The 21175-nt window shown below is 63.0% G+C and carries 19 protein-coding genes; 10 read left to right on the forward strand and 9 right to left on the reverse strand.

Annotated elements, in window-relative coordinates:
* The first annotated feature begins 6 nt into the window (after positions 1 to 6).
* The 5 genes from C8J33_RS21670 to C8J33_RS21690 all read left to right on the forward strand — a co-directional run bounded on the left by C8J33_RS21670 (position 7) and on the right by C8J33_RS21690 (position 6086).
* Positions 7 to 2073 carry an HAD-IIB family hydrolase gene (locus C8J33_RS21670; protein WP_132665302.1) on the forward strand — a complete coding sequence of 689 codons (2067 nt, stop codon included), beginning with the start codon at positions 7 to 9 and terminating at the stop codon, positions 2071 to 2073.
* A 65-nt stretch (positions 2074 to 2138) separates the two neighbouring features.
* Positions 2139 to 2945, forward strand: a complete 807-nt coding sequence (locus C8J33_RS21675) for a galactosyltransferase-related protein (RefSeq protein WP_245507245.1) — start codon at positions 2139 to 2141, stop codon at positions 2943 to 2945.
* A 14-nt stretch (positions 2946 to 2959) separates the two neighbouring features.
* Positions 2960 to 4093: a glycosyltransferase gene (locus C8J33_RS21680; protein ID WP_132449458.1), complete on the forward strand. Its 1134-nt coding sequence runs from the start codon at positions 2960 to 2962 to the stop codon at positions 4091 to 4093.
* A 4-nt stretch (positions 4094 to 4097) separates the two neighbouring features.
* A complete protein-coding gene (locus C8J33_RS21685; protein WP_110802630.1) occupies positions 4098 to 4760 on the forward strand; it encodes a hypothetical protein in 663 nt (220 codons plus the stop codon).
* Between the two features lie 414 nt (positions 4761 to 5174).
* On the forward strand, positions 5175 to 6086 hold the full coding sequence (locus tag C8J33_RS21690) for a LysR substrate-binding domain-containing protein (protein WP_110802629.1): 912 nt from the start codon (positions 5175 to 5177) through the stop codon (positions 6084 to 6086).
* Here the strand turns inward: C8J33_RS21690 and C8J33_RS21695 are convergent.
* The 7 genes from C8J33_RS21695 to C8J33_RS21725 all read right to left on the reverse strand — a co-directional run bounded on the left by C8J33_RS21695 (position 6066) and on the right by C8J33_RS21725 (position 13981).
* Positions 6066 to 6605, reverse strand: a complete 540-nt coding sequence (locus C8J33_RS21695) for a gluconokinase (RefSeq protein WP_207904048.1) — start codon at positions 6603 to 6605, stop codon at positions 6066 to 6068. The two genes, C8J33_RS21690 and C8J33_RS21695, sit on opposite strands and share 21 nt — an antisense overlap.
* A 1-nt stretch (position 6606) precedes the next feature.
* Positions 6607 to 7887: a TRAP transporter large permease gene (locus C8J33_RS21700; protein ID WP_110802628.1), complete on the reverse strand. Its 1281-nt coding sequence runs from the start codon at positions 7885 to 7887 to the stop codon at positions 6607 to 6609.
* 4 nt (positions 7888 to 7891) lie between these two features.
* Complete coding sequence (locus C8J33_RS21705) at positions 7892 to 8443, reverse strand: TRAP transporter small permease (protein WP_110802627.1); 552 nt, start codon at positions 8441 to 8443, stop codon at positions 7892 to 7894.
* Positions 8444 to 8523: 80 nt separating this feature from the next.
* On the reverse strand, positions 8524 to 9519 hold the full coding sequence (locus tag C8J33_RS21710) for a DctP family TRAP transporter solute-binding subunit (protein ID WP_110802625.1): 996 nt from the start codon (positions 9517 to 9519) through the stop codon (positions 8524 to 8526).
* Between the two features lie 33 nt (positions 9520 to 9552).
* Positions 9553 to 10461: an NAD(P)-dependent oxidoreductase gene (locus C8J33_RS21715; protein WP_110802623.1), complete on the reverse strand. Its 909-nt coding sequence runs from the start codon at positions 10459 to 10461 to the stop codon at positions 9553 to 9555.
* 135 nt (positions 10462 to 10596) lie between these two features.
* Positions 10597 to 11955, reverse strand: a complete 1359-nt coding sequence (locus C8J33_RS21720) for an NAD(P)H-dependent oxidoreductase (protein ID WP_110802621.1) — start codon at positions 11953 to 11955, stop codon at positions 10597 to 10599.
* Positions 11956 to 12388: 433 nt separating this feature from the next.
* On the reverse strand, positions 12389 to 13981 hold the full coding sequence (locus C8J33_RS21725) for an isocitrate lyase (protein ID WP_132665303.1): 1593 nt from the start codon (positions 13979 to 13981) through the stop codon (positions 12389 to 12391).
* Positions 13982 to 14107: 126 nt separating this feature from the next.
* On the opposite strand from C8J33_RS21725, the gene C8J33_RS21730 reads away from it, so the two are divergent.
* Positions 14108 to 15508 carry a helix-turn-helix domain-containing protein gene (locus C8J33_RS21730; RefSeq protein WP_132665304.1) on the forward strand — a complete coding sequence of 467 codons (1401 nt, stop codon included), beginning with the start codon at positions 14108 to 14110 and terminating at the stop codon, positions 15506 to 15508.
* A 392-nt stretch (positions 15509 to 15900) separates the two neighbouring features.
* Here the strand turns inward: C8J33_RS21730 and C8J33_RS21735 are convergent, their stop codons facing one another.
* Complete coding sequence (locus C8J33_RS21735) at positions 15901 to 16275, reverse strand: transcriptional regulator (protein ID WP_207904049.1); 375 nt, start codon at positions 16273 to 16275, stop codon at positions 15901 to 15903.
* Positions 16272 to 16556 carry a toxin-antitoxin system TumE family protein gene (locus C8J33_RS21740; RefSeq protein WP_132665305.1) on the reverse strand — a complete coding sequence of 95 codons (285 nt, stop codon included), beginning with the start codon at positions 16554 to 16556 and terminating at the stop codon, positions 16272 to 16274. The genes C8J33_RS21735 and C8J33_RS21740 overlap by 4 nt, the downstream gene beginning before the upstream one ends.
* Positions 16557 to 16865: 309 nt before the next feature.
* Here C8J33_RS21740 and C8J33_RS21745 point away from each other — a divergent pair, with 309 nt between their 5' ends.
* Genes C8J33_RS21745 through C8J33_RS21760 form a run of 4 tightly spaced genes read left to right on the forward strand, consistent with a single transcriptional unit; the run spans position 16866 to position 21128 of the window.
* A complete protein-coding gene (locus C8J33_RS21745; RefSeq protein WP_132665306.1) occupies positions 16866 to 18026 on the forward strand; it encodes an ABC transporter ATP-binding protein in 1161 nt (386 codons plus the stop codon).
* Positions 18027 to 18043: 17 nt separating this feature from the next.
* Positions 18044 to 18952, forward strand: coding sequence for a carbohydrate ABC transporter permease (locus C8J33_RS21750; RefSeq protein WP_422038851.1), 909 nt, complete (start codon positions 18044 to 18046; stop codon positions 18950 to 18952).
* Entirely contained in the window at positions 18952 to 19773 is an 822-nt protein-coding gene (locus C8J33_RS21755) for a carbohydrate ABC transporter permease (protein ID WP_132665308.1), read from the forward strand. The genes C8J33_RS21750 and C8J33_RS21755 overlap by 1 nt, the downstream gene beginning before the upstream one ends.
* 59 nt (positions 19774 to 19832) lie before the next feature.
* Positions 19833 to 21128: an ABC transporter substrate-binding protein gene (locus tag C8J33_RS21760; RefSeq protein ID WP_132665309.1), complete on the forward strand. Its 1296-nt coding sequence runs from the start codon at positions 19833 to 19835 to the stop codon at positions 21126 to 21128.
* Positions 21129 to 21175 lie beyond the last annotated feature (47 nt).

The raw sequence follows: 21175 nt of genomic DNA on the forward strand, positions 1-21175 counted from the left end.
TCATGTATGTTCGTTCTTCACGTCGCACTTCAAGGGTGCCTCCGCGGAAACAATGTCGAATATGGACTGACGACGGATACAGGTGGACACATCCGCTATCTGCTGGATCTGGTCGAAGCTTGCAGTAGCACCGGCCAAGCCGAGCGCATCGTCATCGCCACGCGCGCCTTCGAAGGGTTTGGAAAAGATTACATCAAGCCGGTCGAGAGCGTCGATGGTACGACCAGCATCATCCGCTTTCCCACGACGCATCCAGGTTACCTCGCAAAAGAGGACCTGCACACGGAAATCGACAGCTTTGCCGCTGGCCTGATCGCGCACATCTTAGCGGGCAGCACCAGGCCGGACATCCTTCATGCTCATTACGCCGATGCGGCCGTGGTGGCGGCACGCGTCGAGGATGCGCTCGGCATTCCCTTCGTCTTTACCGGCCACTCGCTCGGTAAGGTCAAGCAGAAGGCCCTGCCCTCCTGCCTGTCCGATCGTGGCTTTGTCGAGCGGATCGCGGCGGAAGAGCTGGCGCTGGCCAGAGCCTCCCTCGTCATCGCATCCTCCCGCGACGAGGCGGAGTTGCAATACAAGGCCTACGATACCTATGACCCCGGCAAGATCCGCGTGCTGCCGCCGGGCAGCGACCTCAAGGCGTTTCGTGGCGCGGCGTCCTCCCCCGTGGTCGAACGGGAGATGGCCCGGTTTCTGGTCGAGCCGGAGAAGCCCGTCATCCTCGCCATCGCGCGGCCCGTCGCCAAGAAGAACCTTGCGGGCCTGATCGAGGCCTACGGCAAGTCGAAAGCCTTGCAGGCCGCGGCCAATCTCGTGATCGTCGCGGGCTCGCGCGACGATATCGATGCGCTCGAGGCGGATATGGCAGCAAACCTCCGCGAGCTCCTGCGCCTCATCGATCGCTACGATCTCTACGGCAAAGTTGCCTATCCCAAGAGCCATCGTGGCGAGGACATCCCCGCCTATTACGCCTATGCCCGGGATCGGCGCGGCGTCTTCGTCAACCCCGCCTTCAACGAACCCTTCGGCTTGACGCTGCTGGAGGCAGCCGCCGTCGGCCTGCCGCTGGTCGCGACCGACAGCGGCGGCCCGAACGACATCATCGAGACCTGCGGCAATGGCCTGCTGGTCGATCCGCGCGACGCCAGTGGCATTGCCGATGCCCTGCTGCAGATCTTTCGCAGCGCAGAGATGTGGGACCGCTTCTCCGCCTCCGGCGACAGGGCCGTGAAGACCTACGACTGGGAACGGCACGTCACCCGCTATCACGGACTTGTGCGCGATCTCGTGCGCCCGCCGGAAATGCCCGTCCAGCGGGCTATCCAGCTTCTGATCAGCGACATCGACAACACGCTTGTCGGCTCCGTTCCGCATCTCCACGCCTTCGGTAACTGGCGTCGCATGCAGGAGAACCTCGCCTTCGGCGTCGCGACAGGCCGCTCCTTTCACAGCGCCATGGCCGTTCTCGAACAGCAGGACGTACCCCGCCCCGAGGTGATGATCACCTCCGTCGGGTCGGAGATTTACACTCTGTCGGAGAACGGCGTTTCCTATGAGCAGGACGAGGGCTGGCTGAAGGCGATTGCCGGCAATTGGCATCGCTCGGCGGTCGAGCGGGTGCTACGCGGCGTATCCGGCCTGACGCCGCAGGCGCCGCTCGAGCAGCGCGACTTCAAGCTCAGCTATTTCAGCGACGGCACCCATGCGACCGTCGAGCGCGTTCGATCAGCACTTCAAAATGCGGGCGTGCTCGCCTCCGTCATCCACAGCCACAAGCGCTATCTGGATATTCTGCCGATCAGGGCGTCCAAAGGCACGGCGGTCGATCATGTGCGCCGCCGCTACGGCCTGGCGGAAAATGCCGTTTTCGTCGCGGGCGACAGCGGCAACGATATCGAGATGTTGCAGGCCATCCCGCAGTCGATCATCGTCGCCAACTACTCCGACAATCTCGGCAAGCTTCCGGCGCTGAAGCATTCCTACATCGCCTCAAACACCCACGCCGCCGGCATTATCGAAGGGGTTCTCCACTTCCGCAACAAGGCCAAGGCTGCAGGTCTGCCAGTATGATGGCAGAGGTCCCCGCAAGTGTCCTGACGATCGTCCGCGGCCGGGCGGATCATCTGAGGGCGCTGATGACGGGGCTGTCGCAACAGAGCAGGCCGCCGTGCGAACTCGTGATCGCGTGGATGCAACCCGAAGCGGCCGACGCATTACCAGCCATGTCGTGCCCTGTCCGTCATGTCTTCGTCGGTGGTGACGACATGCCGCTGGCTGCTGCCCGCAACCGTGCGGCAGAGGCGGCGTCGGGCGAGCACCTCGTCTTTCTCGATGTCGATTGCATCCCCTCGCCAACGACAGTCTCGTCCTACGCCCAGGCGCTCGCGCAGCACGATGGCGTCATGCTCGGTGACGTCCATTACTTGCCGGGCGGTCTGCCTATCTTCACGGGGGATTTCGCGGCGCTCGAAGAGCACGGCGTCGCCCACCCCTCCAAGCCTGCATTTCCTGATATCGGTGTTATGGAAGAGCCGGATTCCGGACAGCTCTGGGGCTTATCCTTTGCATTGCGCAAGGCGACGTGGCTTTCCATAGGCGGCATGGACGAACGCTTTTATGGCTATGGTGGTGAAGAGACGGACCTCGCGCGCAGAGCGGCGCGGGCCGGCCTACCGACCTACCGCGTCGGCGGCGCGCGTGCCTACCACCAGCATCACGCCGTCCATATTCCACCGCTCCAGCACTTCGACCATATCCTGCGCAATGCCCGCCTCTACCACGCCAAGCACGGCGTCTGGTGCATGGACTACTGGCTTGGGCAGTTCGCGGAGCGCGAGCTGATCGCATGGACGAGCGAAGCGGATGACATTCGTCTGCTTCGCCGCCCGGACGTCCAAGAAACCGATGCCGCACGACAACCCGACCACGTTCTCTTTTCCTGATGGGACCAAAATCCATGAAAAAACCGATCTCTTTCTTCGTCCATCATCAGGGCCGTGGCCATGCCAATCGGACGATGGCGATGGCCGAGCATTTCAGCAAGGATCGCCCCGTTTCCGTGCTCACCGCAGGACCGGAACATTTCGCCAAGGCCGATCCGCGCATCGAGGTCATTACCCTGCCGAACATGATCGGCGAGACCGTGCCGACGGCGCGCCTTTTCGCCGAGCCCACGCCCTCCGTCATGCATTGCGTGCCGCTCGGTCTACCCTCCATGCGCCGCACGATGCGCACCATCGTCGACCATCTCGATGATCGCGACGTCGGGCTGTTCGTGGTCGATGTCTCCGCCGAGATCGGCATGCTTGGCCGCATCGTCAGCACACCGACGGTGCAGATCCGCATGCATGGCGACCGAAGTGATATCGGCCATATCGGCTCCTACGAAGCTTGTGTCGGTATGATCGCGCCGTTCGATGCACGCCTGGAGCAGGACGATTATCCGCAGGCTCTTCGTGCCAAGACCATCTACACCGGCGGGCTCTGCACGACGCGGGACGCGGTCCCGACACGGCAGGCAGCGCGCGCAAAGCTCGGCCTTGCCGAGGACCGCAAGGTTATTCTGGTGCTGACGGGTGGCGGCGGGAGCGGAACGCCGCTTGCCCCTCTGACCATTGCTGCGCGCGCCGTGCCGGATGCTCTCTGGCTGGTCGCCGGGCCCGTCCACCGCGAAGGTCATGAGACCGATTTCGCCAACCTGCAGGAACTTGGCTGGGTCGAGAACGTCACCGACCATATCGCCGCTGCCGACGTCGTCGTCGCCTCGGCCGGCGACAACACCGTTCACGAGATCGCCCGTGCAGGCTCCAAGTTCGTCGTTATGCCGGAATGGCGCTATTTCGCCGAACAGCATCGCAAGGCCGAAGCGCTCGTTGCTCTCGGCGCCGCCGTCACCGCGCCCGCTTGGCCTGGCGATTATCGCGGCTGGCAGCAGCTCCTTCATGCGGCCGACGCGATCGACCCGGAAATCCTGCGCTCCCTGCACGATCCGGATGCCGCACGAAAGGCTGCAAACTGGCTGGAAACGCTGTGCGACGACCTTTGGCGGGGTGCCGTCGTCAACGAGGCGCCGCAGTTGAAGGTGGTGTAACCGCATGGTCACGCTCACGACCGTTCTGAAAAGCGGCGGACGCTACGACGCGTCCTGGGTCGAGCGTCTGAACGGCGGCGCGCGCCGGTCGATTCCCGGTCTCGATCGTGTAGTCTGCCTCACGGATCTCGATCTCGACGTCGCGGGCGTCGATGTCGTGCCTCTACTTCACGGCTGGCCGGCATGGTGGTCGAAATTCGAGGCGTTCCGCCCCGATCTCGCCGACGGTCTCACGATCCTGTGCGATCTCGATACGGTCTTCACCGGAGATGCCGGCGCTCTCATCGACGACAGCACGGCGGCGATGGAGGACTATTTCCTGAAAGGTCGCCTATCGACCGCCCTTATGCGCTGGCGCGGTCGCGAACTCGACCATCTCTACGAGACGTTCAAGGGCGATCCGAAACGCTGGATGCAGCCGGGCTCGTGCGGCACGGTGCCCAATTCCGTCCACGGCGACCAGGTCGTGGTCGATCACCTGCTACGACGCGACGGTCGACTGCCGGCCTTTATCCAGAACCTTCACCCCGATCTGCTCGACTTCTACGATCCGGCCCATGCGAACCAGGGTCCCATCATCATCTTCATCGGCGAGTCCAAGCCGGATACCGCCATTCAGGCCGTTCAGGATGCGTGGTGCGGGACGCGACAGATGCAAATCACCTGAGTTGCCGGTCCCCTGTCGCAAAAAAAAAGCCGCCAACCCGAGGGTGGCAGCTTGCGTCATATCGCCCTGAACGAAAAGCGGTTATGCGACGATCCCGGGAGAGCGATGCTCTCCCCGACATCATCAGCCCTTGTAGCCGTGATTGTTGAGGATGCGGCGCGTCTCGTGCGAGCGAGTGAGGACGATCGCGTCCCAGATCTTCTGGCCGAATGCGATACGGTTGCGGGGGGCTTCAGTCTTCATGGTCTTTGTCCTGATAAATTCTGACTGCAATCTACGGCACCAAGCAGCCAACCGGTAGACGGGATTTCGCATGGCTGCCGTGCAGCTGTGCATGGCTGTCGAAGCGAGGAGCGAACTGTTCCGCTGGCGCGCCCGATAGTCTAGGTTCGAACGTCAAACCCGGATCCCGCGATGCAGCTTCCCATCAAAGCCATATTGGTCTTCCACGCCGCCGCGCGTGCCGGCAGCATCGCGCGGGCGGCCGAAGAGCTGAGCGTGACGCCCTCGGCCGTCAGCCAGCAGATTCAGGTGCTCGAAGTCCAGCTCGGCGTGGCCCTCCTGACGAAGGCCGGCCGCGGTATTGCACTAACGGAGGCCGGCGAGCGCTATTTTTCGATGATATCGGGGCAGATGGAGAGCATAGAGCAGGCAACCGCAACTCTTCGCGGCTTCCGCTCGGTGACCACGCTGACGGTCCGCGCGACGCCGACGCTCTCCAACAAATGGCTCCTGCCGCGGCTCGGGCATTTTCTCGACCGTCATCCGGATCTCGAACTCCGCCTCGACGGCACGAACGAGCCGACGGACTTCAATCAGGAGCTGGTCGATATCGAGCTGCGTCATGGCGACGGGCGATGGCCGGGCCTTTATGTGGAGAGCATTGCCGAGGAGCAGTTCTATCCTGTGTGCTCGCCGGACTACGCCGCCGCAAACAGCCTCCGGCCGGAGGAGGTTCTGGGGCATCGACTGATCCACTCGGTGAAGTCGCAGGCGCAATGGAACAGCTGGTTTCCGCTGGCGGGCGTCACACCGGAGGAACGCTGGCCGCGTGTCCTCTTCGATCGTAGTCATATGGCGATCGATGCCGCCGTTCGTGGCATGGGTATCGCGCTCGAAAGCACCCTGATGATGGATGAGGAACTGCAACGCGGCCGCCTCATCTGCCCCGTCATCTCACCGCCGGAAGTCCGCATCTCCACTCAGTGGATCGTCTGCCCGCGCGACCACCTCCGGCAGAAGAAGGTTCGCCTGTTCCTCGAATGGCTGCGCACCGAACGCGACATCTGGCAGGCTGCCTACCCCTCAGGCGCGATACCGCGCTGAGAGGGCCTCGTCCAACAACCAGACACAAGCCTTGTCCGTCAGGGCCTCCGGCGACAAGGCGATATCCAGTCGCAGGGCATCCTCGTCGGCCCGCGGCGTCTCCAGTATCTCCAGCTGGCTTGCCAGCAGCGAGGCGGTGGCGAAGTGATCGCGACGGGCCTGCAACCGCTGAAGGATCAGCACGGCCGTTCCCTCCAAAGATATGAAGCGAGCGCTTCCGAGACGTGCGCGCAGAAGGTCGCGATAGGTCCGTTTCAGCGCCGAACAGGCGATGATCACAGGCTGGTCGTCGGGCGTTAGCGCCCGGTCGCAGACGGCGTCAAGCCAGGGCATCCGCTGTTCGTCGGTAAGCGGTACACCGTTGCGCATTTGCGCAACGGCTTCGGGCGCATGCATCTCGTCCGCCTCGACGAAGCGGCAGCCGAGCCGGCTGGCGATCCGCCTGCCGATCTCGGACTTGCCCGTGCCCGCCGTCCCCATGACGATAACGAAGCCGGCGGGAGAGGACGATGCCGTCATCTCAGTACATGCCCAGCAGGCGGATGGGGCCGAGCGTGAGGATGGGGAAGAGGACGAGCGCGAAGATGGCGAGCGTCAGCACCGCCATCGGCGCCAGCGATCCTCTGATCACATCCTCGACCCTCATGTTGGCGACCTGCGCGGCGGCAAAAAGGCAGACGCCGACCGGGGGCGTGACGAGGCCGAGGGTGAGCGTCATCACGGTGACGATGAGAAAGTGGATCGGGTCGATGCCGATCGCCTGCACCGGCGGCATCAGCACGGGAATGAGGATGAACATGGCCGGAATGGCTTCCATGAAGATGCCGATGATCAGGAGGAAGACGAAGATGACCAGCATGCCGGACAGCGGACCCAGGTTCATGGCCTGCAGCAGCTCGGCAACCTTGTCCGGCAAGCCGTCATAGGTGAAGACCCAGGCGGCGATCTGCGAGGTCGCGGCGATAAACAGGATGGTGCCGGAAATGCGCGCCGTGGAGATGAGGATTTCCGGGAGTTCGCGAACCGGCAGCGTGCGGTAGACGAGAACCCCGAGCACCCCGACATAGACGACGGCGATAGCTGCCGCTTCGGTCGGCGTGAAAAGACCGCTGGCGATGCCGATGATGAGAATGAGCGGCGTCAGCATGGGCAGGATGGCGCTGATGCCCGTGACCATGACCATGCGCAGATTGAACGGTGATGGCGGATTGTAGCCGTAATAGACCGAGTAGAAATGGTTGAACACCATGAAGGCAAGCGCGATGAACAGGCCGGGGACCAGTCCCGCGACCAGCAGCGTGCCGATCGAGACATTGGCGATCGAGCCGGCGATGACGACGAGGATCGAGGGCGGGATGATGGAGGACAGCGTCGCAGTGCAGAGCGTCATGCCGACCGCATAGCCCTTGGGAAAGCCGTGCCGTTCCATCGCCTTGATCTCGATCGCGCCGACCGAGGCGATGTCGGCAACGGAAGAGCCGGAAACACCGGAAAAGATGACCGACGAGATGACGTTGACATGGCCGAGGCCGCCCGGCAGCCAGCCGACCATGGCTTCGGCGAAATCGAAGATGCGCTCGGCCACCCGGCCGCGCTCCATCACGGTTCCCACCAGAATGAACAGCGGCACGGCCACCAGCAGGAAGGAGTTCATCGAGGAGAACATCGTCTGCGACAGGAGATCGAGCGGCATGGAGGTGAAAAGCGTGAGTGTGGCGACGCTGGCGAGCGCGAGCGCCACCGCGAGCGGAATGCCGAGCATGCTCAGGCCGAAGAAGGCGACGAGAAGAAAGACCGACATGGCATCAATATCCTGACGTGATGGACACGTCGGCATGGGCGATTTCGCCGGCCGGAAGTCCGAGTTCGGGAAGGGCGATGAGGTCGCGCCGATGTCGCAGCGAGTCGAAAATGGCGAGGATGGCGATCACCGCCGACACCGGCATCACCATGCCGATCAGCCACATGGGGATCGGCACTGTCGCGGCGGTCTCGTTCATCATGATCTGCTGGCGCATCAGCGTGAAACCCGTCCAGCCCATGAGGCCGAAGAAGAAGACCGACGATCCGACATAGATCGGTACCGCCAGCCTCTGGAAAAAGCGCCGGCCCATCACGAGAAAGACGACGACGCGCGCGCTTTCCACCGTGCGGAAACCGGCCGCAAGCCCGAGGAAAACCATCCAGATGAATAGGAAGCGCGTCGCCTCCTCCGTCCAGGGGAGCGGGTGGCCCGCAAGGCGGCCGATGACCTGCAGCAGGACGACGATGAGAATGCCGGCACAGGCGATACCAGCCGCGACATCGGCGACGAGGCGAACGAATGTACCCAACAACGAGCTAAGGGGAGCGCGCATGCGAAAGCCCTTCCGGATGGAGTGCGGTGCAACAAAAAAGGACCGGCACCATGCCATGGCGGCATGGTGCCGTCGTGACCTTAGTTCGTGGTGACGAAGGCGCGCGTGCGGTCGAAGAAGGCTTTGTCCTTGACGAGCGCTGCGAACTTTTCCTCGAGGCCGGCGGCGACATCGACGAAGGCCTTGCGCTGCGCGTCCGTCAGTTCATTGACCTCCATGCCATTGGCCTTAAGCGTCGCGATGGATTTCTCGATGTCGGCCGCATCGTTTGCCGCCTTCCAGGTTTCCGTCTCCTTGGCGGCGTCCGTCAGCGCCGTCTTGAAGGCGTCGCTGAGGCCTTCGTAGCGGGCGGGATTCATGCCCAGCACCCAGGCATCGGCGATGTGATTGCTGATCGTCGCATAGGTCTGCACTTCGTAGAGCTTGGCGCTCACCGGTACGTTGATCGGGTTTTCCTGCCCGTCGACCACCTTCAGCTGCAGCGCGTTGTAGACCTCGGCGAAAGCCATCGGCGTCGGTGCAGCACCCATCGCGCCGAAGAATTCGACCCAGAGCGGATTGTTCGGTACGCGCAGCTTCAGGCCCTTGAGGTCGGCCGGAGAGGTGATCGGAAGCTTCGAATTGGTGATCTGGCGCAGCGGCCGCGACCAGAGATCGACGCCCTTGATGCCGATCTTGCTGAGGTCGGCCTCCAGTTCCTGGCCGTTCTCGCTGTCGAGATAGGCCCGCAGCTGCTCGATGTCGCGGAACTGGTAGGGAATGGCGATCGCCGTGAACTTCGGATTGAAGGTCGCGTAGAGCGAGGTCGAGTTCAACAGCATGTCGAGCGAGCCACCGGCCAGCTGCTTGACGCCCGCTGCGGGATCGCCGCCATAGAGCGTGCCGTTCGGGAAGACCTTGATCGTCAGCTCGCCATTGGTCTTGGTCGAGACGATGTCGGCGAATTTCTTGGCGGCGAGCGTGATCTCGGACGTATCCGGATCGGGCGTCGACAGGGTCAAGGTCTCCGCCTGCGCGATGGTTGCTGTGAGCATTGTTGCGGCGGCCAGCAGGCTGCGGATCGTAAAGTGTCTCATTTCATTCCTCCCAGAAGTGACGTTGGATTCTTGTCAGGCGGTACTTTCCCCGCCCGAATTCATGCGTTGCAGTTCGAGAATGACGGCGCTGTGATCGAGATCACCATCGCCATGATCCACCATGGCTTGGAACAGACGATCAACCTCCTCGCTGATCGGCAGTCTGAGGCCGTGATGTCGGGCAAAACCGAGGGCCGTCGATGTATCCTTGACCTGATACTTCGCCGGTCCGCCGGGCTCGAAATTGCGCTCCACCATGCGCAAACCGTGCTGTCGAAATACGGTGGAGTCTGCAAAGCCTCCGAGGAGCGCCTCGCGGACCTTTGCCGGATCGGCGCCGCCGCGCTCGGCAAGGGTCAGCGCTTCCGCCACGGCACAGATGGTCGACGCGACGATCAGCTGGTTGGCGAGCTTCGTCAGTGCGCCGCTGCCGGCAGGCCCCACATGGGTCACGCGCCCGAGAGGGGCAAAGACCGGTGCGAGACGTTCGACCACCTCGGCCCGTCCGCCGGCCATGATCGCAAGCGTGCCGTCCTTGGCACCCTTCTCGCCGCCCGAGACCGGGGCGTCGAGACAGTCGATGTCTCGTTTTGCCGCAGCCTCACCCAGCGCGACCGCGGTCTCGACCGGAATGGAACTCATGACGAGGAGGACCGAACCCGGACGCATGGCCGCGATCACGCCGCCCTCGCCGTCAAGCACCGCCTCGCAGACCGGGCCGGAGCTCAGCATGCAAAGAACCACATCCGCCTGCCGGACGGCATCCTGCGCGTTGGCGGCCGTCTCGACGCCGAGCCCTTTCAGGCCCTGCGCCTTGTCGGACGTCCGGTTCCAGGCGGTGACCCCATAGCCCGCTTCCGCCAGCCGCCCCGCCATGGGGCCGCCCATGATGCCGGTGCCGATGACGGCGATGTTGCTGATGGCAGCGCCTGTCGTTGTCATGTTCCTGTCCTTCCCCGTTGAGGGATCTTGCGGCGTCTGGGAGCGGACCGGCCGTTCCCAGACGATAGGTGGTGGAAAGGCCTTGCGGAAGCGTTACCGATGCGTGTCGAAAGCGTTTCCGGCCATCTTCAGCCCCTACTCGGCGGCGAGCTTGGAAGGATGGAAGCTCTGTTCCATCTCCTGGCGCAGGCGCACGACATCAAGGTCGTTGACGATCTCGACATCGTCGAAGGACACAATCTGGTCTTTCTTGATCGGACGCTTCAGCTTCACGTTATGCGCAAGACCAATCGGCAGGGCCTTGAGGTCGAGGCTGCGGGCGGCCGGGATCGCATTGGCCCAGACGGCATAGCCGCCCTCGCCGTCCAGCATCTCGCCCGGCTGCATGTCCTTCTTCGCCGTCGCCACCGCATCGCCGCGGAATTCCTTGGAGCAACCGGTCGGCTCATTGCGCAGCACGGCGGAGAGAACGCTCACCGATGTTTCCAGACCGATGATATGGAAGGGGCGCCACATCGAGGCGTACCAGCCGGAGGGATCGGTCAGAAGGCCGTATTGCTTGAAGCAGGCGCGGGCATATTCATTGTGCGCCTTGAAGGTAACGAATACGCCGTAGCGGATGTTGTTGAACACCTCGCGGCCATCCGGCTCCTGGCTGGCGGCGATATCGACGAGGCCCGAGCGCGCCATGCGGCCGCCGTCGGATGTCGGGCGGAAAACGCGGGCCAGATCATGAAGCCCGGCGGGCGGGAATGCGAGGCCATCATCCGGGCAATCGAGGCCGGTGCCGTTGGCGACCGCTGCCATTTCGATGGCCGCCTTGGTGCCGTCGGTAAAGGAATTGTAGAGCTTGGGGTTGAGGTTGTCGGCCGCGACCTGTTCCTCGGTCCAGCCGAAGAGGCCCCAGACCGTATCCGGCGTCGAGTAGCGATAGCGCGGCTCGAAGTTCATGCCCTTGCCGGCCGAGGTCACCTCGAAGCCGGTGGCGCGAGCCCAGTCGACCAGCTCGCAGATCAGCGCCGGCTGGTCGCCATAGGCCATGGAATAGATCAGGCCTTTGGCCCGTGCCTTTTCGGCAAGGATCGGCCCGACCATGACGTCGGCTTCGACATTGACCATGACGACGTGCTTGTTGTGTTCGATGGCACCGAGCGCATGACGCGTTCCGGCGATCGGATGGCCTGTCGCCTCGATGATGCACTCGATCTCGCCGCATTCGTAGAGCGCCTTGACGTCGTCGGTGACGAAGGTCGAGCCGGTCTTGATCGCATCGCCGCAGCTGGTGGCGGAGGTGCGCTCTTTCGGCCAGCCGACGCGGGCCATGGATTCCTTCGCCTTGCCGACATCCAGATCGACGACGCCGACGAGGTGCAGGCCCTGGATGCGCTGCGCCTGGGCCATGACCATCGATCCGAACTTGCCGGCGCCGATGAGCCCGACGCGCACCGGACGGCCATTGTCGGCACGAAGTTGAAGCAGTGAATAGAGATTCATTTCAAGATCCTCGGCTGGGGACAACTCGGTTGAAGAGAGACCGGCCGGAGACAGGGTCGGCAACAGACATACATTTGCGGCTCAGGCATGGTTGCCTGCCCGTCAAAACGGCGTCGATTGCGTATTTCGTCTCCTCCCAAAGAGCGCGGTCCTCTGTCCGCGCCCCTCTCAGCCGCCTCCCAAAGCGGCTTCTGAAATGACAATACGAGAGAAGAGGAGTTAGCTCCATTTAGAATAATCGGAGGAATGATTAGAATATCTACATTGTCAGAGGCCGAAAATTGCCGCCGGGATCACCACGGTCTCATTGCCGCACAACGCAAAATGCATGAGCGCGGGGCTTCCACCCCACGCTCATGCAAATAGCCAAATCTGTCCGTGATCGTCTGAAACCCAAGGGACGCGGTCGCCCGTGTGCCCTTCGCGGCTATCTTCAGGCCGCGAACTGGTTCATCGTGTTGTGCGAGCCGCCGGCCTTCAGGGCGGCGTCGCCGGCGAAGTATTCCTTGTGGTCGTCGCCAAGGTCGGAGCCGGCCATGTTCTGGTGCTTGACACAGGCGATGCCTTCCCGGATTTCCTTCCGCTGGACGCCCTTGACGTAGCCGAGCATGCCTGCATCGCCGAAGTATTCCTTCGCCAGATTGTCCGTCGACAGGGCTGCCGTGTGGTAGGTCGGCAGCGTGATCAGGTGGTGGAAGATGCCGGCGCGCTTTGCAGCATCGCGCTGGAACGTCCGGATCCACTCATCCGCTTCCTGGCCGAGCGGCGTCGCGTCGTAATCGACGCTCATCAGCCGGGCGCGATCATAGGCCGAAACGTCCTTGCCCTCCTTTGCCCAGGCGTCGAAGACCTGCTGGCGGAAGTTCAGCGTCCAGTTGAACGACGGCGAGTTGTTGTAGACGAGCTTCGCATTCGGAACGACCTCGCGAACGCGATCGACCATGCCGGCGATCTGCTCGATATGCGGCTTTTCCGTTTCGATCCACAACAGGTCGGCGCCGTTCTGGAGCGAGGTGATGCAATCGAGAACGCAGCGGTCCGCACCGGTGCCTTCGCGGAACTGGTAGAGGTTGGACGGCAGGCGCTTCGGGCGCATCAGCTTGCCGCCGCGGTTGATGATGACATCGCCATTGAGCGAACTGATGTCGGCGACTTCCTCGCAATCGAGAAAGGAATTGTAGAGGTCGCCGATATCGCCGGCTTCCGCGCTGACGGCGATCTGCTTGGTGAGGCCGGCACCGAGCGAGTCCGTGCGGGCGACGATGATGCCGTTGTCGATGCCCATTTCGAGGAAAGCGTAGCGGCAGGCGCGGATTTTCGCGATGAAGTCCTCGTGGGGAACCGTGACCTTGCCGTCCTGGTGACCGCACTGCTTTTCGTCGGAAACCTGGTTTTCGATCTGCAGCGCGCAGGCACCGGCCTCGATCATCTTCTTGGCCAGAAGATAGGTCGCCTCGGCATTGCCGAAGCCTGCGTCGATGTCGGCGATAACGGGAACGACATGCGTCTGATAGTTCTCGATCGCCTGCTGCAACTGCCGCTCCCGGGCGATGTCGCCGGCGGCGCGCGCCGCATCGATATCGCGGAACAGCATGCCGAGTTCGCGGGCATCGGCCTGACGCAGGAAGGTGTAAAGCTCCTCGATCAGCGCGGGAACGCTGGTCTTCTCGTGCATTGACTGGTCGGGCAGCGGGCCAAACTCGGAGCGCAGAGCCGCAACCATCCAGCCGGACAGGTAGAGGTACCGTCCCTTCGTGGTGCCGAAGTGCTTCTTGATCGAGATCATCTTCTGCTGGGCGAGGAAGCCGTGCCAGCAGCCGAGCGACTGGGTGTAGTTGGCCGGATCGGCATCGTAGGCCGCCATGTCGCGGCGCATGATGTCGGCGGTATAGCGCGCAATGTCGAGACCCGTCTTGAAGCGGTTCTGCAGCCGCATGCGGGATACGGCTTCGGGGGTGACGCCGCTCCAGCTCGTATTGGCAGAAATCAGATCTTCGATCTTCCCGTAATCGGTCTTGTAAGCCATCAGAACACTCCTCAGTTTTGATGCAGCCTTGATATTCCGCATTTTCGGGATGCGTCAGAGACTTCGGTGTGCACTTGTCAAACCTTACAAATTTTGCTTGTAATGTTGTAAGGATGGAGAAATGGCATGTCGGACAAGCAGGGTGTGTATGTCGGCGCGCGCCTGAGACGGCTGCGGCGCAATCTCGGACTGACGCAATCCGACATGGCCGCAGACCTCGAGATCTCGGCCTCCTACATCGCGCTGATGGAGCGCAATCACCGGCCGGTGACGGCAGAGGTGCTGCTGCGGCTGGCGCGATCCTACAAGGTCGATATGGCGGATCTCGCCGGCGATGGCGGAGCCGATCACGCCGCGCGGTTGCAGACCGTCATGAAAGACCCGATCTTCGCTGATATCGACCTTGTCACCACCGAGATCTCGGAGGTGGCGAACGGCTTTCCGGGCTTCAGCGAGGCCTTGCTGCGGCTTTACACCGCCTATCGCGAGGAGCAGCTCGCCCTTGCTGAGCGTCTGCCCGACCAGGGCGCGCAAAGGCTGGAGACGGTCGATCCGGTGGCCGCCACACGCCGCTTCCTCGCCGCGCGGCGAAACAGCTTTCCAACGCTCGACACCGTGGCCGAGAGACTGGCCGCAACCGTCAAGGACAAGGGCGGCATCGCCCCGTATCTGCTGGAGCGGCATGGCTTGCGCATCCGCCGCCTCCCCTCCTCCATCATGTCGGACTCGTTGCGTCGGCACGACCTGCACCACAAGCAGATCCTGCTCGACGAGTCCCTGGACATGGCAAGCCAGCAGTTTCAGCTCGCCCAGCAGCTTGCTTATCTCGAATTCGGCAAGGAGATCGCCGACGCCGTCGAGGAGGGCCATTTCCAGACGGAAACGAGCGCCCGGCTCGCGCGCCGGTCGCTCGCGAGCTACGGCGCGGCCGCGTTGCTGATGCCCTACAGCGCCTTTGCCAAGGCGGTGGAAACGCGGCGATACGATCTGGCCGCCCTGTCGCGCCAGTTCACCACCAGCTTCGAGCAAACGGCGCACAGGATGACGACGCTACAGAAGCCGGGACAGGAACGCGTGCCCTTCTTCTTCATCCGGCTGGATGCCGCCGGCAACGTGTCCAAGCGGCTGGATGGCGCGCATTTCCCTTTTTCCGCCTCGGGCGGCGGCTGTCCGCTGTGGAACGTCCATCAGGTCTTCCGCATGCCGGGCGAGATCGTCACACAATGGCTGGAGTTCCCCGACGGGCAGCGCTTCTTCTCGATCGCCCGCACGGTCAGCGCCGGCGGCGGCGCTTACGGCGTCACGCGCGTCGACCGCGCGGTCGCGCTCGTCTGCGATGCGCAGCACGCCGATCGCCTGATCTACGTCCGCCCCGACAGCGACCGCACCCCGACCCTCGTCGGCATCGCCTGCCGCCTCTGCCAGCGCGCCACCTGCACCTCGCGCGCCGAACCCCCGATCGGCCGCCAGATCCTCATCGACGATTTCCGCCGGACGGCGGCACCGTTTGGCTTTGCGGATACGTGAGGAGAGGGCTGGAGTCCTCGGTTTGGCTGTCTTCCATACGGACATGAAAACTGCCGCATCCGTTCGTGCCGTCATCGAATGCCTCCGCGCGGACGTTATGGAAATTGAGTCGATTGATGTCGGCTTCACAGAGGCACACACGACAAACTACACGTCAAAAAGGGTCTGCCGACCTGAAACGGAATGACCAACGCTGTTTCGTGCCGCCTCCATCTCTCAGCGCTCGGGGTCCGCCACGTCGGATTCTGCCTCATGGGCAGACATCGCGTCTTGACGATAGGTGAAGGTGCCATGGTCACGGACCTCTATGGCTGCTCGAATACGGCCGCAAGCTGCGCACCGTCGTCGCTTCGGCCCCGCCCGCCCTTGTCATGACCGGCATGTGTGTCGGTTCAAGCGGCCGCTTTGAGTGTGAAGTCAGCTTCGATCTCATCGTAGGGGACATGGACCTTACCGCTCTCGTCTTTCTCGACGAGACCCCATTCCATGAGAGCGGTCACGTCCTCATGGACGCGCTTGATATCCCTGTCGAGCGCGCGGGCAACAGCGCGGATGCTGGACGGACCGATCTTCTGCAACGCCTCGATCAGTGCCCAACGCTTGGGCGAGATCACGGAGAACAGTTGCGCGGGAGAGGCGAAGGTCAGAACGGCCACAGGGTCCTGTCGCTCGCCGCTTTTCCATGCCGTGACGAAGCGCTCTCCCATGGCCGCGATCGCGGTCAGATCGTCGTCATCCTGCCGGATCTGGATCACTGCACGGTTCATGGCTTCAACCTCCTTCTGACTTCGGTGAGAAAATCATCCCTCAGGCGATCGACGCTGACGAAAACATAAGGGTGCTCCACCCCATCGAGATGGCAATGATCACCCTTGCCCCGCTCATTGTCGTATCCGACGATACGCTCGCCATTTCTGCCGAAAAACAAACGGTACTTGTAGGAATGGCTGCTGGCCGGAACCGGATGAGGCACTTTCCAGATCACCATCTCAACGATCGCGCCGTCGCGAAGGAGGCGCTTTTCATGCAGGAGTTTTTCGGCCTTCATGATGTCTTTTACGCCAACACTAAGGTGTTGTCAAGCATGCCAGCGCTGGCAGATGAGCGGCGTCGATGAAGCTGCATATCCCGATGCGGGGCAGGCTTTGGTATCCGTTCGTCTATCATCCCTCGTTGTCGCGATCGCGATGGCTTCATCCACAAACACCGCGATGAACAACGCCGCCGGTCCGATCGAACATCAGAAAACGTATGAGCGCCGCACAGGCTCTGAACCGACCTGTCATCGATCTTTCGTCAAACGGTTGTCTGCCTGTCATCTCGAGGCGGCATACGCGCCTCGAAACAGGAGCGCATCATGTCGTCGCAAGCCATCGATCTTCGCAACATCAGAAAACGGTTCGGGCCGGACGAGGTCCTCAAGGGCATCGATCTTTCCATCCGGCCGGGCGAGTTTCTGTCGCTGGTTGGCATGTCGGGTTGCGGCAAGTCCACGCTGCTGAGAATCATTGCGGGCCTTGAAAGTCCGGATCAGGGGGCGGTCGCCATCGGCGGCGGCGAGGTGACGAATGTCGATCCAAGCGATCGCAACCTCGCCATGGTGTTCCAGTCCTACGCGCTCTACCCGCATATGAGCGTGCGGGAGAATATCGCCACGCCGCTGCGCATGCGCCGACTGCCCATGTCGGCGCGCCTGCCGGTGGTCGGCGGCCTGTTCGGCACGTCGAAGATCCGGAACGCCATCACGGAGGATGTCGAACGCGCAGCGGGTATGCTGCAGATCGGCCACCTCCTCGATCGCAAGCCGTCGCAGCTTTCCGGCGGTCAGCGCCAGCGGGTGGCCCTTGCCCGTGCCATCGTGCGCTCGCCCGCTGCCTTCCTCATGGACGAGCCGCTCTCCAACCTCGATGCCAAACTGCGCGCCCATATGCGCGAGGAACTCGTCGCGCTGCATCGCCGGCTCGGGGCGACCTTCGTCTACGTCACGCACGACCAGATCGAGGCGTTGACCATGTCGGACCGCATTGCGCTGATGTCGGAAGGGCGCATTGAGCAACTGGGGACGCCGGACGAACTCTATCGCCAGCCGGCAACCCTCACCGTCGCGCGCTTCATCGGCTCGCCGTCGATCAATCTGCTGCCGGTCGACGTCGATAGCGCGGGCGAGATTTCAGCTTACGGGCAGGCGCTCGGCCTGCGCACCAAGGGCGATACCGGCCCGGCCACGCTCGGCCTTCGCTCGGAAGATCTGTTCATTGCTACCGATGGCTTATCCCTGCATCAAGGTCTCGCCGTAAAGGTGCTGCGCAGCGAAACCCATGGCGCCGATCGCTACATGACCTGCCAGCTCCTCGCCGATCCCACCGTGCGCCTGACCGTGCGACAGACGGCAACGGCGAAACCGGGCGTTGCGTCCGATGGCACCGTCCACCTCGGCTTCCATGCGGAGCGGGCGCATCTGTTCGGCGCAAACGACCTGCGCCGGCCGCTTACCGTGCGCGAGCGGGTGCTGGCATGACGGCTGTTCCGACCAATATGACGTTGCCGGTCAAGCCCGGAGTCGCCTCGTCGAACAGCCGCGACCGCCGCATGATGCGCAACGGCCTGATGTTTTCCGCTCCGGCCGTGTTCCTGCTGCTGGCGATCTACATCCTGCCCATGCTGCTGCTCGCCGTCTTCTCCGTCACGGACTACCAGCTCGGCGCCCTGTCGATCCGCTTCATCGGGCTGGAGAACTTCATAAAGGCGTTCCACGACGCGGTCTTCCTGCGGGCGCTGTCCAACACCGTGCTCTATGCCGCCCTCGTCATTCCCTTCGGCGTGTTTCTCGCCCTCGGCGTCGCGCTCCTCGTCCATGGGACGAAGCGCAGTCGGGCCTTCTGGGAGGTGGCCTATTTCCTGCCGGTCACCGCAACGCTGGTGGCCATGGCGACCGTCTGGCAGTTTCTGCTCCACCCGTCGCTCGGGCCCGTCAACGCAGCGATCAAGTGGCTTGGTTTTGAACCCGTCAGCTTTCTGTCGAACCCGTCGCTGCTCATTCCGACCATGGCGCTCATCGGCATCTGGCAGGTGCTCGGCTTCAACATGGTCCTGTTCCTCGCCGGCCTCACAGCCATTTCAAAGGATCTTTACGAGGCGGCACGGCTCGATGGGGCCAAAAGCTCGCTCGACCGCTTCCTGACCGTGACATGGCCGATGCTCGGGCCGACGACGATGTTCGTCATCGTCACGACCTCGATCTCCGCCTTCAAGGTGTTCGAGACGGTGGCCGTGCTGACCAAGGGCCGGTCCGGCTCGGAGACGCTGCTGTTCGCTCTCTATCTCGAAGGGTTCGAATATTCGAACACCGGCTATGCCGCGGCGCTCACCCTCATCTTCCTTGCCATCGTGCTCGTCCTGTCCATCGGTCAGACGCTGCATCTCGACCGGAAGGTGCACTATTGATGACCGCTCTGCGCAAGCTGACCCCGCATGCTGTTCTGGCGCTTGGCGCCATCGTCATGCTGTTTCCCTTCTACTGGATGGTGCTGACCTCCATCCGCTCGCCGGCCGAGGTCTTCGACGTCTCGTTCTGGCCGATCCCCAAAAGCTTCGACGCGGTGGAGAACTATTCCCAGGCCGCCGGACAGGTGCCGATGGCCCGGTTCATGCTGAACGGCGTGATCGTCTGCCTCGGCATCCTCGTCATGCAGGTGCTGACCGCGGTGCCTGCCGCCTATGCGCTGGCCAAGCTGCGTTTTCCCGGCCGCCGCCTTCTCCTGTCGCTGGTCATCGCCGCCCTTTGCGTGCCCATCCAGGCGCTGGCCCTTCCGCTTTTCGTTGGCCTCGCCAAGGCCGACCTGCTCAACACCTATTTCGCGATGATGGCGCCGTTCTTCCTCTCGGTCTTTGCCATCTTTCTCTTTCATCAGTCCTTCCGCAGCTATCCGAACGAGATCATCGAGGCGGCACGGCTCGACGGCTTCTCGGAACTGGAGATCTGCTGGCGTCTCGTCCTGCGCGGCTCGCTGCCGTCGCTGGCCGCCTTCACGGTCTTCTCCCTCGTCGCGCACTGGAACGATCTCTACTGGCCAATGATCGTCGTGTCCGACACCAACCTCGCGCCGCCGCCGCTCGGCATGCTATTTTTCGCCGATGTCGAGACCGGTGCCAATTACGGCGCGCTGATGGCCGGCGCCACCCTCATCACCGCCCCCATGCTGGTCTGCTTCCTCCTCGTCCGGCGGCACTTCATCGCGGGCATCACCATGACCGGCGTCAAGTGACGCGGCCCGAACCACCCCTCCCGAACCACTCGAACGACCACGTCCTTATGGAGACCTCAATGACCCTTACCCGACGCACCGCCATGCGCGGCCTCGTCTTCGGCCTTGCCATGGCAGGCCTCAGTTCGACGGCTTCTGCCAGCGACGAGATCACGCTCAACGTTCTCTACAACCTGCCCGGCTTCACGAAATTCCATCAGCCGCTGGCCGATACGTTCATGAAGAACAACCCGACGATCAAGATCAACTTCCTGGCGCCCGCCACCGGCTATAATGATGGCCAGCAGCAGGTGCTGCGCGCAGCGGTCACGGGCAATCTGCCAGACGTCTACTTCTCGGGCTACAACCTGACGGCAGAACTCGTCCACACGCTGGCGCCGCGCAACCAGATCACGGATCTCGGCCCGTTCATCGAAGCCGAGGGCGGCGCGGCCTTCCTCGACAAGAACTACAGCCCGAAGATGTCGGCGCTCGGCCAGGTGGACGGCAAGCAGTACGGCCTGCCGGTCAACGCCTCCTCGCCGATCATGTATGTGAATGCCGATCTGGTGCGCAAAGCCGGCGGCGATCCCGACAACATGCCGAAGACCTTCGAGGAGGTCATCGCGCTGGCTGCCAAGATCCACGCGCTCGACCCGAAGATCGCCGGCATGGGCTACGACATCAATGGCTGGCCGGACGACTGGCTGTGGCAGTCTCTGATCTTCCAGCAGGGCGGACAGCTCGTCGATCCCGCCACCAAGACGGTGGCTTTCGACAACGAGACCGGTCTCAATGCTCTGAAGCTCGCCCGTCGGTTCGTCACAGATGGTGGCCAGACGCTGCTCGACTGGGACCAGTCGCGCCAGCAGTTCGGTGCAGGCCTCACCGGCTTCATCTTCTCGACGCCAGCCCATGTGCAGACGATCGAGGGGCTGGTCGGCGACCGCTTCGAGCTGAAGACGGCAACCTTCCCGCTCGACAATGCGGAAAAGGGCGGCGTGCCCACGGGTGGCAACTCCGCCGTCATCCTTACGCAGGACAAGGCCCGGCAGGATGCGGCCTGGAAGTACCTGAAGTGGATCACCGGCCCGGAGGCGCAGAACCTCATCGTGCGCATCACCGGCTACCTGCCGACGAACAAACTCGCGACCGGTCCGGACTATCTCGCGCCCTATTATATCGAGCATCCGAACGTCAAGACGGCCTCGCTGCAGGCCGATCGCTCGCTGCCCTGGGCCGGTTATCCGGGCGGGGACTCCGTGCGGATCTGGCGCACTCAGCGTGACATCATCGGCACCGTCATGCGCGGCGACATCACGCCGGAAGAGGGCCTCAGCCAAATCGTCGCGCAGACCAACGGCCTGATGAACTGATCCGACACGCAGACACTGACGGCTGCGGAGCCTTGCCTCCGCAGCCG

The sequence above is a fragment of the Rhizobium sp. PP-CC-3G-465 genome, from assembly GCF_004343445.1.
GTDB classification, from domain to species: domain Bacteria; phylum Pseudomonadota; class Alphaproteobacteria; order Rhizobiales; family Rhizobiaceae; genus Ferranicluibacter; species Ferranicluibacter rubi.